This is a genomic window from Nocardia sp. NPDC049190, from assembly GCF_040648115.1.
Classification (GTDB): Bacteria; Actinomycetota; Actinomycetes; order Mycobacteriales; family Mycobacteriaceae; genus Nocardia.
Window position 1 is genome coordinate 164,983 of sequence record NZ_JBEZDE010000001.1, and the last position, 12,985, is coordinate 177,967.

9 protein-coding genes are annotated in these 12,985 nt (G+C 65.9%); 5 read left to right on the plus strand and 4 right to left on the minus strand.

Features of this window, described 5'->3' with window-relative positions; all coding sequences use genetic code 11:
* Positions 1 to 2: 2 nt before the first annotated feature.
* Positions 3 to 1,298: a DUF58 domain-containing protein gene (locus AB0B25_RS00720; protein ID WP_357172626.1), complete on the plus strand. Its 1,296-nt coding sequence runs from the start codon at positions 3 to 5 to the stop codon at positions 1,296 to 1,298.
* Between the two features lie 226 nt (positions 1,299 to 1,524).
* Here the strand turns inward: AB0B25_RS00720 and AB0B25_RS00725 are convergent, their stop codons facing one another.
* Positions 1,525 to 2,334, minus strand: a complete 810-nt coding sequence (locus tag AB0B25_RS00725; protein ID WP_357172629.1) for an RDD family protein — start codon at positions 2,332 to 2,334, stop codon at positions 1,525 to 1,527.
* A gap of 43 nt (positions 2,335 to 2,377) precedes the next feature.
* On the opposite strand from AB0B25_RS00725, the gene AB0B25_RS00730 reads away from it, so the two are divergent.
* Complete coding sequence (locus AB0B25_RS00730; RefSeq protein WP_357172632.1) at positions 2,378 to 3,349, plus strand: stage II sporulation protein M; 972 nt, start codon at positions 2,378 to 2,380, stop codon at positions 3,347 to 3,349.
* A 1,929-nt stretch (positions 3,350 to 5,278) separates the two neighbouring features.
* Positions 5,279 to 5,590: a hypothetical protein gene (locus AB0B25_RS00735; RefSeq protein ID WP_357172635.1), complete on the plus strand. Its 312-nt coding sequence runs from the start codon at positions 5,279 to 5,281 to the stop codon at positions 5,588 to 5,590.
* 375 nt (positions 5,591 to 5,965) lie between these two features.
* Here the strand turns inward: AB0B25_RS00735 and AB0B25_RS00740 are convergent, their stop codons facing one another.
* Positions 5,966 to 6,733, minus strand: a complete 768-nt coding sequence (locus tag AB0B25_RS00740) for an SDR family NAD(P)-dependent oxidoreductase (protein WP_357172638.1) — start codon at positions 6,731 to 6,733, stop codon at positions 5,966 to 5,968.
* 94 nt (positions 6,734 to 6,827) lie between these two features.
* On the opposite strand from AB0B25_RS00740, the gene AB0B25_RS00745 reads away from it, so the two are divergent.
* Positions 6,828 to 8,021 (plus strand): NADH:flavin oxidoreductase, encoded by a 1,194-nt coding sequence (locus AB0B25_RS00745; protein ID WP_357172641.1) that lies wholly within the window; start codon positions 6,828 to 6,830, stop codon positions 8,019 to 8,021.
* Between the two features lie 425 nt (positions 8,022 to 8,446).
* Here AB0B25_RS00745 and AB0B25_RS00750 read toward each other — a convergent pair whose 3' ends face one another.
* The gene (locus tag AB0B25_RS00750; RefSeq protein WP_357172643.1) at positions 8,447 to 9,250 is read right to left on the minus strand and encodes an alpha/beta hydrolase; all 804 of its coding nucleotides are present in this window, start codon (positions 9,248 to 9,250) and stop codon (positions 8,447 to 8,449) included.
* 371 nt (positions 9,251 to 9,621) lie between these two features.
* Between AB0B25_RS00750 and AB0B25_RS00755 the strand changes: the two genes are divergently transcribed.
* The gene (locus AB0B25_RS00755; RefSeq protein ID WP_357172646.1) at positions 9,622 to 10,722 is read left to right on the plus strand and encodes a GAF domain-containing protein; all 1,101 of its coding nucleotides are present in this window, start codon (positions 9,622 to 9,624) and stop codon (positions 10,720 to 10,722) included.
* A 119-nt stretch (positions 10,723 to 10,841) separates the two neighbouring features.
* Here the strand turns inward: AB0B25_RS00755 and AB0B25_RS00760 are convergent, their stop codons facing one another.
* Entirely contained in the window at positions 10,842 to 12,782 is a 1,941-nt protein-coding gene (locus AB0B25_RS00760) for a potassium transporter Kup (protein WP_357172649.1), read from the minus strand.
* Positions 12,783 to 12,985 lie beyond the last annotated feature (203 nt).

Below are 12,985 nucleotides of genomic sequence, written 5' to 3' on the forward strand. Positions count from 1 at the left end.
CCGTGGTCGTGACCGGTCGGCTCGCTGCCGCGGCAGGAGCGGCGGCCCTGCTCGTCGCCGTGGTCCTACCGTCCTGGTCTGCCGTCATCGCGCTGACCGGTGCGTTGGCCGCAGCACTGTGCATAGATCTCGGCATGGCAGGCCGGGCGCACGACCTGGCGCTGTCCAGAGAGTCGCTGACCACGGTCCGGCTCGGACGCTCCGTCGGGGTGGAACTCGTAGCGGTGAACACGGGAACCCGGGCGTTGCACGGGATTTTGTGGGACGACTGGCCCGACAGCGCACGCGCCGAAAACCGCACCCACCAGGTGGATCTGGCGCCGGGCACCCAGGTCCGGTTCCGTACCATGCTCAACCCGACCTACCGCGGCGATCGGGTTGCCGGTCCGGTCACTGTGCGCCTGCTCGGCCCGCTCGGTCTGGCGGGCAGGCAAACCAGGTTCAGCGTTCCCGCTCGGGTGCGCGCGCTGCCCGCGTTCCGCAGCGAACGGCTGTTGCGATCGAAAGTCCGACGGCTGCAACACCTCGACGGCCGCAACCTGGCCGATCGGCGTGGGCAGGGCACCGAGTTCGACTCGTTCCGCGAATACGTCGCGGGCGACGACGTGCGAGCCATCGACTGGCGGGCCACCGCCCGCGCCACCGACATCCTGGTCCGCACCTGGCGTCCGGAACGCAACCGGCACGTGGTGCTGCTGTTGGAGACCGGGCGGGTCAGCGCGGGCCTGGTCGGTGCGGGCACCCGACTCGACGCGAGTATCGAAGCGGCACTGCTGCTCGGCGGCCTCGCCGCCGCCGCGGGCGACTCGGTGGACCTGCTGGCCTTCGATCGACAACCGCGGGCCGAGGTGCGGGGCGTCGGGGGGAAAGGTCTGCAACTGAAGCTGATGCACGCGATGGCCGGGATCACCCCGACTCTCGTCGACACCGACAGCTCCGGCCTGGTGCGGGCCGCCATCCAGCGGACGCGCCGCCGCAGCCTGGTCGTCTGGTTCACCGGTCTCGACGGCGCGACCGTCGAGGAGAACCTGTTTCCGGTGCTGCCCGTCCTCGCGCAGCGCCACCGGGTCCTCATCGTCTCGGTCACCGACCCGGAGGTCGCGGCGGCCGCCGCCCGACGCGACACCGTCGCCGACCTCTACGCCGCCGCTGCGGCAGAATCCGTGCTCGCTGAACGCGCGGTGGTCCAGGAATCCCTGCGACGCAGCGGTATCGCCGTCATCGCCGCACCGCCGGAGCGCCTGCCCGAGGCCCTTGCGGATGAATACCTGGAGCTGAAGCAGTCCGGCGCTGTGTAGCTGCTACGAAACCGGCGCACCCCAGCCCGCCGAGTCGCACGCGGAAGATCGGGCCTATGTCGCCGGATCTCGCCCGCTGTTGCGTCGGCCGACCGAATCAGAACTGCCTATGTACCTGAACAGACACCCGGGCCGAGGGTGGAGGTCTGCCCTTCCCAGCGGCCGCGCTCGGAACTCTTTCGATCATGCCGGGGCGAGTGGGCGGATTTCTGCGTGAGATCGACGACTACGTCGCGGCGAAGACCCGTCCCGGCGGCGTGGGCCGCGGCGGGAATGCCTGGAACATCGGCGGCGGCAGTACGCGGCGCTGGCGCTCGGCGATCACCGCGCCGAGAACCTGCAGCGGTGGACAACCGGCCGGCGGCGCGACTCCCAGCCGCCCGCACACCTCGGCTACCAGAGCGGCGCCCAGGTGGTGCTGTGTCGCGGGAGTGAGCGTACGGAACCGGGTCAGGTACTGCCGCACCGTCAACGCCACATCATCCGGCAACCCGGACAGGTCGAGTTGCGCGCTCCAGCCGGTCAGCCACGGGGGCGCAACCGCGAGCGCGGGCGGCGGCAGCGCCCGTTGCGCGTGCACGACCACGGTGCCTGCGAGCACGTCGCCGACCCGCCGCGCGGTGGGCGAGCAGATCGACGTGAGCACCGCGATGGCGCCGAACCCGCCGAGCATCCAGAAGTCGACGATCGCACCGGTGAGGCCGCGGGTGAGCGCGTGCCGGAAGTCGATCGGTCCACCATCGGCGCGCACCACGCGCAGGCCGAGCAGCAGCTTGCCCAGAGTTCGCCCGCGCCATGCGGTCTCACCGATCACCGGATAGCCGACCAGGACACCGATGATGGTGACCAGCACCATCGCGTCCAGCCAGGCCGAATCCAGCCGCGTAGGCCGCAGCACGGTCACGATGGCGAGCACGCAGGCGAATCCGAGCACGACTTGCACCACGACGTCGATCAGAAACGCGGTGGCCCTGGTAGGGATCCGCGCGATCGGCAGCTCGAGGGCCACCGCTTCGCCGGTTGTGAATTCAGCCATCTCGATAGCATTCTTCCGACCGGCGGTAGTGGGAGGCAACCGAATGGACGTGGACGCATACAATTCGGCGCACCGGGCGGCGTGGGAGCGGCTCGAGTACCTGTCCACGCGACGCAAGCTGACCGGCGCGGAGGCGGACGAACTCGTCATGTTGTACCGCCGCACGTCGCAGCAGCTTGCCCGGGTGCAGTCGCATTGCCCCGAACCGGAGTTGATCGCCGGTCTGAGCGCGTTGCTGGCCCGTGCCCGCGGTCGGGTGCTCGGCACCAGGGCAGACACCTGGCAGGAGATCGGCCGCTTCTGCACGCACCGCTTCCCAGCCGCCTTGTACCGGGCGTGGCCGTGGTGGGTCGGTACAGCCGTGGTTTTTCTGCTGGTGTCGGTCGGCTCGGCCGTCTGGGTGGACCGGTTCGATTCGGCGCGTGCGGTTCTCGGTATTCCGGCGGATAACACGTACCTCACCGCGCCCGGCGGCGCGTTCGAGACGTACTACTCGGAGCATCCCCAGGGCGCGTTCGCCGCGCAGGTATGGACGAACAACGTGTGGGTGGCGGCGATGGCCTTGTTCACCGGCGTGCTGGTCCTGCCCGCGCTGTCGCTGCTGTTCATGAACGCCCTCAATCTGGGCGTCACCGCGGGGTTGATGGCCGACGCCGGTCGGCTGGGCCCGTTTTTCGGATTCATCCTGCCGCACGGCACGTTGGAGCTGACGGCGGTGTTCGTCGCGGGCGGCGCGGGACTGAAACTCGGCTGGACTCTGATTGATCCGGGTCGGCTCAGCCGGTTGGACGCAGTCGCCCGGCAGGGCAGGGCTACCGCGACCGTGGCGCTCGGATTGGTGGGGGTGTTGCTGTTGTGTGGCTGCATCGAGGGTTTCGTGACGCCGAGTCCACTTGTTGCGCCGGTACGCGTCGCGATCGGGTTCGCTGCCGAGGCGTTGTTCCTGGTCTATGTGTTCGGGGTAGGACGTCGCGCGGTCCTGGAACAGCGGGCAGCACCACCAACTGGTCGATAGACTGAACTACGGATGGCATGTAGCCAACATTCGGCAAACTATGAGCTACGCAGTCCGGGCAATCCGCAGCAACGCCTGATCACGGATCAGTTTCGAAGACCCCCATTTGAGTTCCGCTGGCCGCAGCGAGTCGTGCTCAGCTGCGGCCAGCGTTACCGTCAACTGTACACAATCGTTACCCCTACGCAACCCTCCCCGTGCAGGTCAACCACACAAAGCAGTGCGCCAGCAACCCCCGGCGGACACCGTGTTCCGCCCGGTATCAGCTAACTCGGGGCGGCGGACATCACCACTGTTTCGACCGTCGGATAACGCCCCTTGATAGGTGCGTGATGCCCCCCTCCACGGGGCTCCAGAAGTGTCTCACACAATTCTCAGACCGTTTGCTGCAAGCATCACATAGAGTGCCCAATGGTTCGCCGATTTGGCCGTCCACCTGCAAGTTCATCAATCGCTGGCGCTGATTGCCAATCGTTGCGTCAATAAAAAGATACTCTAGGTTTGTTTACGGGGTAATCTGCAAGACGCATGCTCGGATGTACCGACCGTTGCCATGCCTGCGTCTTGTCGAGTTCCGGAATAACAAGTCGCAAAAAGGTCAATGTTCCCCGGCGTCGACCGGTCGCGTCAGCACCTCGACCGCAACCATAATTAGGTGTGTGATCTTCGCCTCACTGGCGGCCCAGCTCCTGGCGGATCTCGCGAAATCGACACTGCGGCACTGGTTCACGAGGTCTACGTCACACCTCGCCCGCCGACCGAACGCGCGCAGCGAGGTCCCGATTCCGCCGCCTTGCCTCCCGCCTGCCGATTCGAAGCCTTCCCCGCGCTGCCGCGGTGGTCCCGGTAGGCGAACACAGTGTCACCCCCCGCGGAACGCCCGCCCGCGCGACAGCTACGGCACCTTCAGCGCTGCGCGAAGCCGGCAATCTGCCGCACTAGTTCCCGACGACGACAGCCAGCCCGTACCCACATACGTTCGGACCATTGACCTCGAGCCGATCTCAACGCGGAATGATCCTTCGACTTATCTGGAGGGCGGCGTTCGTAGCCGAGGTCAGCCGCCCGTAGCGTGCCGCAGGAGACCCGCCGGGCCGATTCGTGAACCCGTTTGTCGCCCTCGCGGTTGGCTCGCCCCGTGATGCAGTCTCCGTTCACGATCCAACTCGACAGAGGTGTGACGACAAACTGCTGCGTGCCGCGGGTTCCCACCCGATGAGACGAGGAACCGAATCCGAGGATGCTGATCGGCGTCGATCCGTACAAGTCCAGCCACACCGCGACAGCGGTCGATCCACCAACAATTCCGACCTAGTGTCGGTTCGTATCGACGCGAACTTTGCCGGTTATCGGAGGCTGCCGACATGGGCGCGGCCACGGCCCGAACGCGGGTAGGCCGTGCGAAACGCTGAGAGACTCGGCCACCACCTGGCGCTGCGGCTGGTCTCGATGGGCGAGATAGTTGTCGACGCCGGCGCCGGGGGGCTGTGACCATTACCCCGTCACCCAACCGAAGCATCCCGACCACTCCCCACGCTGTATCCGCCCCAGTTCTGAGCGCCGGTCACGCTCGACATCCCACGGCCATCCGCCAGCCCAGACAGTGATCTACCGCCACCCGATGACCGCCACAACCGTCCCATCCCCCGACTTATCAACGCAGTCATATGGCGGCGATACGGCACCAGGTCAACCACCATTCGACTACCGGCGGCGACTCTCAACGGGTAGGGGCAGCAGCTGCGGGGTGGTGGGGGTGGGGAGCCGCAACGGTGGCGGTTTCAAGGCAGTGCAGGCACGGGGGCTAGCCCGGTCGGCGATCAGCCGGGAGCTTTCAGGGGAAGGGCTGCCCGGTCGCGGGAGCCAACCCGCCCGCGTATGCGCGCTGCCGCGCAAGGGTTCGTAGACCCGGAAAGCAGCCGTAGCAGCGTGGACTTGCCTACGCCGTTCGAGCACGTCGGCGGTTTGTGGACACCGCTGATCATGCGAGATGCGCTCGACGGGATCTGGGCGCGGACGAAACGCAACCTCGGTATTGCCCCGACCATGCTGACCAGCCGACTACGCACATCGGGCGAGGCCGACCTGGTCGCGCTCAATACGGCGCGAGTCCGCCTCGCTACGAATACCAGCCCACCGAAACGGTCGGGATCTCGCCTCGGGAAGGAACATCCTCGGACCAATGCCTGGCGAAAGCTGTTCGCAACAGCCTGGATTCAGTACCCGGTCGCCCATTCGTAGCGTACTCACGTTGCGCAGCAGCTCATTTCGAGATTCCGAGCAGGTCACAGCCCGATCTCTGCCACAACTGGTTCGAACAGGCCCTCGCGCCTACTTGTTGCGTGGTGTGCCTGACCAGGCGGACAGCCTATCGAATGTGCCACACAGCACGCCTACGGCGCGTAGCTTCCATTCCCCGGCGTGAAGTACCAAAGCCGCGCCTCACGGCGCGAATCACACACGCCCTGAGCAATACCCGGACCAACGGCCTGCGTCGCGGGCGCGGCGGCGGACCGGCATCGAGCCTTAGATTTCTGCGCTGACCAGCTTCGAACTCGTCAGGGTTGTCCGCACGGGTGGCCGACTGGTGATCGGGGTTTGCGACGGGCCGCGTATCTACATCAGCGCGCCGCCGTCGACCCGGATCTCGGTTCCGGTCATGTAGCGGCCGTCATCGGAGGCCACCATGGCGACTACCCCGGCGATGTCCTCCGGGCTGCCGAGCGCGCCGCCGTTGAGCCAACCGCTCAATCGGGAGAACAGCTTCGGATCGAAACCCTCCGGCTGGTCGAGTATGGATTTCGTGGTGATGCCGCTGGTAATGCCGGCGGGAAGGATGTTCACCGCGCGCAGGCCCTGCTTCGCGTACTCCAATGCGATCGCGTGCGTGAAGGCGTTCACGCCACCCTTGGACGCCGCGTAGGCCGCGAGGTAGGGCGCCGCGTTGAAAGCCGCGGTCGAGGAGATATTGACCACTACCCCGTGTCCGGTGTCCAGCAGCGCGGGCAGTGCGGCCTGGGTCATCAGGAAGGTCCCGGTGAGGTTCACCGTGATCACCTGATTCCACACCTCGAGCGGCATCTCGTGGGTGCGCGCGGGCCGCAGGATGCCCGCCGCGTTCACCAGCACGTCCAGACCGCCGAGGAATTCCTGCGCCTGTCCGGCCGCCGCGGTCACCGATACCGGGTCGGCGACATTCACCTCGACCGTCCGTAATCGTCCGGTGGCGTCGCCCGCCTTCTCCGCGGTGGTCGCCAACCCGGACACGTCGATATCGGCGGCGACCAGCTGCGCCCCCTCGTCGAGCAGCCGAAGGGCGATGCCCTGACCGATGCCGGAGCCCGCTCCCGTGACCACCACACGGCGGCCGTCAAATCTGCGCATGTAAAGAATTAGAACAGGTTCTCATTGTGAGTCAAGCCACTTCCGTCGCGCCGAATCGAACACGTCGAACTGAAACGCGTTCTAGTGTGGGTATATGCCACACCAGCCGCCCGACGCGTTCCAGCCCGCCCAGCTCGGACCGGTTCGTCTCCGCAACCGGATCATCAAGGCGGCCACATTCGAGGGACGCACACCCGATGCGCTGGTCACCGACGAGCTGATCGAGTTCCACCGCGCCGTCGCCGCGGGCGGCGCCGGACTGACCACGGTCGCGTACTGCGCGGTCGCTCCGGAAGGCCGTACCGACCGCCACCAGATCTGGATGCGCCCCGACGCAGTCCCAGGCCTGCGACGGCTCACCGATGCGGTGCACGCCGAGGGGGGCGCGATCTCCGCGCAACTCGGCCACGCGGGCCCGGTCGCGAACGCGGCCTCCAATCGGGCGCCCGCGCTCGCGCCGGGAAAGCGTTTCAACCCGATCGACATGCGCTTCACCCATGCGGCTACGCACGCCGACATCCGACGCGTCATCACTGCGCACGCCGACGCCGCGCGACTGGCCGTCGAGGCCGGGTTCGACGCCGTCGAGCTGCACTTCGGGCACAACTACCTGATCAGCTCGTTCCTGAGCCCGGCGCTGAACAAACGTTCGGACCAGTACGGCGGTTCGCTCGCCAACCGCGCCCGCTTCGCCCGCCAGACCGCCGATGCCGTGCGCCGCGAGGTCGGCGCCACGATCGCGGTACTGGCGAAGTTCAACATGGACGACGGCGTGCGTGGCGGATTCGGGCTGGACGAAAGCCTCGACGTCGCGCGATGGCTCGCCGAAGACGGCAACCTCGACGCCATGGAACTGACCGTCGGCAGCTCACTGCTCAACCCGATGTACCTGTTCCGCGGCGATGTACCGCTGCGCGAGTTCGCCGCGGCGTTCCCCCCGCCACAGCGCTGGGGCATCCGCCTGGTCGGCAAGCGGTTCCTGCGCTCCTACCCGTATCGGGATGCCTATCTGCTCGACGACGCACGACGCTTCCGTGCCGAACTCGACCTACCGCTGGTGCTGTTGGGCGGCATCGCCTCCCGCGCGGCCATCGACACCGCCATGGCCGACGGCTTCGAATTCGTCGCGATGGCCAGGGCCTTGTTGCACGACCCGGATCTGGTCCACCGCTTGCGCGACGAAGCGAACGCCACCTCGCTGTGCACCCACTGCAACCAGTGCATGCCGACGATCTATCGCGGCACCCGCTGCGTGCTGACCACCCCGGCGGTTGTCACAAGGCCATAGCGGCGCGAGGCGGAATCAGCGCACGAAGCGGACCTGCCGCGCCCGCCGGAGAGATATGTCTGCCATCGGCCTAGCCGACCACGCGGGAGATTAAGCGCATCTAGTGGTCGCGCAGCACGAGTCGCAAACGAACGATTCGGCGTCTCGTTTGGGCAGAGGATCAACGCGGAAGCCAGTGCAGTACTGCGGACGGTATACGAACGACCCGACCGGCAGACCCGCTCTGAGGCGACGGAATCGTTTCAACGCCATCCGAGATGGTCGACCTCGCACCGTGCCGTTCGATCGTGTGGAGCGCAGAACCCCTGCTTCGACCGGATCATCGAGGCGCCGCACACCGAACACAAAGGAAATACGGTGAATACCAGAGCATTCGAACAATAGAGCTGGGCAAGGCAGTACGCCCAGCCCAGCTCAGGAGAAACTCAGAGGAATTCGGCGAGAACTTCGTTGAAGCGTTCCGGTTCCTCGGAGAACGGCGCGTGCCCGCTGTGCTCGAACCGCACCGCCTTCGCGTTCGGCAGTTGCGCGGCAAGCCATTCGTCGAGCGGACCGGGGAAGATCTTGCTCTGCGCGCCATAGATCAGCAGTGCTGGCACGGCGACCGCGTGCAGGACCGGACGGTAGTCCGCGAAGGCCATGTCATACCAAATGGCGCAGGCCGCCGATGTCGACATTTTCATGGTCTCCGCGTACACGGCGTCGATCACCTCGTCGGGTGGCGTCTCGGCGAAGCAGGCGGCGATGAACGGCTTGACCACCGTCGGGCGAGCGTGCTTCACCGCTTGCACGAATATCGCGAGGTCGTCATGGCTGTAGCCACCTTGGAGCGGGAAATCCCACCCGACCGCGTCGAGGAAACGCGGTGACTGATCGACGAAAACCACCGACCGCAGCTGATCACACCCGAACTGTTGAATGTAGGCGAGGATCACCGCGGTACCCATCGACCAGCCCACCAGGCTCACGTCATCGAGCGAGAGATGCTGGAACAGGCTACGGATATCCCGTGCGTACTGCGCGAGAGTATGGCCGTCGTCGGTCTTCCCGGAGGCGCCGTGCCCACGGAGGTCGACAGTGATCACCCGATTTCCCTCGGACAGGGCGGGCACATTCTGTGCCCAGAAGGTGGTGTTCATCGTCCAGCCGTGAATAAGCACGACGGGACGACCGGCACCGTGGTCTTCGTAGTACATCGGCACACCATCCGGCAGTTCCAGATAGGGCATCAACGACCTCCAGCTCGGGCGAAGTGACTTCCGCTCACACGATGCGTTGCCTGCCGTCGCGCGGCCAAGGCGCGGGGCGGGGGTTGCATAAACGTTGCAGCGCAGCGGAACACGTTGTCAGAACCCTGACGAAGTGCATACTCTTGGTTCGACGCCACGAACGCCCCAGCGCGGCGACCAACGGGACCTCCCGAGCCGACCGGAATATCATGAAACAGACGCATTTGGTGACAAAGCAGGGACACTTGATCCGGGCGGACGTACGCGCCTCGTGGGATCGTGCACAACGTCGAGGTTTGCACCCCGACCGACATCTACCCGATGTCGGTTTGACCGAGGACGAAGTCCGAACCTGGCGCAGGGACCATCGGATGGCCTCGGTGTGGCCGCTGTTGTTCGCGAACCTGGAGAGCGCGGCGTTCGAGCCCGGCCACGTATTGTTCGGTGGCGACGCGGACGGCCACTTGCTGTGGGTCCAAGGTGATTCCGCGGCCCGGCATGTGGCGGAACGGGCAAATCTTGTCCCGGGGGCACGCTGGCACGAAGCCGAAGCCGGTACCAATGGTGTCGGCACCGCCCTGACGCTCGGCAGAGCCTTCCAAGTCCGCGGAACCGAGCACTACCTGTCGGTCGCCGCGGACTTCACCTGCTCGGCGGCGCCGATCAGAGATCCGGCCAATGGCGCTGTGATCGGTGTCGTCGATGTCACCTGCAAGCTCCGCAACACGAGTGCGCTGGCGCTGCAACTGGTGACGACGGCGGCGCGCCTCGCGGAGGCGCATCTGCGTGATCTCGCCAGGCAACGCGATGCCGAGATACTCACCCGCTACCTCGACCGCGTGCTCAACCGGGTCGGCCACCAAGGCGCTCTGATCTCGCAAGAGGGACGAGTGCTGTATTCGGCGCCATCGGGTTGGCTGCCCGCGCTGTGGCCCGTACCGTTGGTCGAGGGCGAGACCGGACTGCCGGACGGACGTCGGGTAGTCGTCGAACGACTTTCGCCAGGCGGACCGTTCTCCGTCCACGCTCTGCCGAACAACGGATCCGGGGACCAAGTCCCACGAGTGAGCGCGCTGGGCCGTAACCGCGCAGTGCTGTGGTTGGACGGGGTCGTTCATGAACTCAGCCTCCGGCACAGCGAGCTGGTGGTGCTGCTGCTCGCCAACCCTGATGGACTGACCGCGGCGACACTGGCCGAGGAGTTGTACGGAAACGACGGGAAAGCAGTGACGGTGCGCGCGGAGCTCGCCCGCCTACGCCGAATCCTCGGATACCGCCTCTCGTCGGACCCCTACCGCCTGGACCGCCGCATTCGGGCCGATTTCCAGGAGTTGGCGGCAGACCTCGAGACGGGCGCGAGCGATCCGCATGGCAGATATCCAGGCTCGCTGCTGCCAGGATCACAGGCCCCTGGTGTGCGGCGGATACGAAGACGACTGGACAATCAACCGACACCCGACAGTCCGGCGTAGGCCGGCGTTGACACCGGCCACCGCTTGAACGGATTCCCGCACCGTCGCGCCGACGGCTGAACGGCACGCGAGCCGATCAGCCTGGCGCTCAGTCGGTTCGGCGTGGAGACCGTTCCCCGCTATACGTCGATTCGCGCGCCCATGATGACTGTCCGCTCACCGGGCAGGCCGAAATACTCGGCGGCGTCAGCGGTGATGTGCGAGGTCGCGATGAACAGGCGCTTGCGCCACGGCGCCATCGTCGGCGCCGACCCCTTCCGCAGTTCGATCTTCGACAGGAAGTAGGAGGCGTCATCGATCGCCAACCGGCCTTCGGTGAGCGCCGGGTCGAGCAGGCGCAACGCGTTCTGAATATTCGGTGTCTCCATGTACCCGAAATATGCTGTCACATGGATGATTCCGTCCTCGGTGTAGCCAAGCGGGTCGATCTCCGTCCGCTGCGCGTCGGTGATTCGAGGCACCGGCAGGGTGTCGATCGACATGATCACCACATGCTCGTGCAAGACCTGATTGTGCTCGACGTTCGCCCGCATCGCCAGCGGTGCCGTCTCTTTGCCGCGGTTGAGGAACACCGCGGTGCCAGGAACCCGGAGCAACGGCGGCCGATGATCCTGCACATGGTCGACGAACGCACGCAGCGGCCCCTCCGCTTGCGCCCGTGCGCGTGTGACAACGTCGCGACCACGCCGCCAGGTGGTCATCACCGTGAAGGCGGTGATCCCGATCAACAGCGGCAGCCACGCCCCATGCACCAGTTTGGTCAGGTTCGCCGCCACGAACAGCAGATCGACCAGCAGCAAGGGGCCCGCGACGAGCACGATCAGCCACAGCGGAGTGCGCCACTTGACGCGCGCTACATAGAAGAACAGCAGCGTCGTGATCGTGATCGTCGCGGTCACCGCCATACCGAACGCGTACGCCAACGCCGCCGAACTGCGGAAGGCGAATACCAGCGTCAGTACCGCCACCAGCAACATCCAGTTGATCCACGGAACATAGATCTGTCCGATCGTCGACTCCGAGGTATGCGCTATCCGCAGCCGGGGCAGATACCCGAGCTGGGCCGCCTGCGATGCCACCGAGTAGGCGCCGGTGATCACCGCCTGCGACGCGATCACCGTGGCGGCGGTCGCCAACAACACCATGGGCAACCGCGCCCAACCAGGGGCCAACAGAAAGAACGGGCTGCCGACAGCGCTTTCGTCACCGAGCAGTAGCGCGCCTTGACCCAGATAACTGAGCACACATGCGGGCAGTACCAGCAGCAACCAACCGCGAGTAATCGCCCGACGACCGAAGTGGCCCATGTCGGCATACAACGCCTCCGCACCCGTCACCGCGAGCACGATCGCGGCCAATGCGAAGAATCCGATGCCGAAATGCCCGAACAGGAAGCCGACCGCGTATGTCGGCGACAGCGCCGCGAGAATCTCCGGATGCCGACTGATACCGGCCACGCCGCAGGTACCGATCGCCACGAACCAGACGATCATCACCGGCCCGAACAGCCGACCGACCGCGGCCGTGCCGCGGCGCTGCACCATGAACAGGCCGATGATGATGATCGCCGTGATCGGCACGATCAGATCTTGCAGACCCGGCTCGACGACCTTCAGGCCCTCCACCGCGGACAACACGGATATCGCGGGAGTGATCATGCTGTCGCCGAAAAACAGTGCGGCGCCGAAGATACCCAGCCCGGCCAGCATCGCGGTGGTCCGACGACTTCGCGGGCCCCCGAGGCGACGCAACAGCGTGATCAGCGCCATGATCCCGCCCTCACCGTCGTTGTCGGCACGCATCACCAGCAAGACGTAGGTCAGCGTGACGATGATCATGACGGACCAGAAGATGAGCGATACGACGCCGTACACGTTGTCCCTGACGAGCGGGACGGGATGCGGGTCGTTCGGATTGAACACGGTCTGGATGGTGTAGATCGGACTGGTCCCGATATCACCGAACACCACACCCAGCGCGCCGACCACGATGGCAGGTCGCACCGAGGCCCGACCATCCCCGTGGTGAATCGACGGACTGACTCCGGGCTCTATGTCCATGTGAACTCCTCCATGTGCGGTCCCGCGCCTTATCGTGCCGCACGATCACCGTCTCGCGGTCACGACGCGGGTGCTGCCGGGTTCCTCGCAGCCTAACTGCGTCCACTGGACACAGTGTGTCCAATTGGATACAGTCTCGCGCGCCACGCCAGAACATCGGCAGCTGCGTTCGCAATGAGCCGAAGTTCACCGAAGCAGTGCGA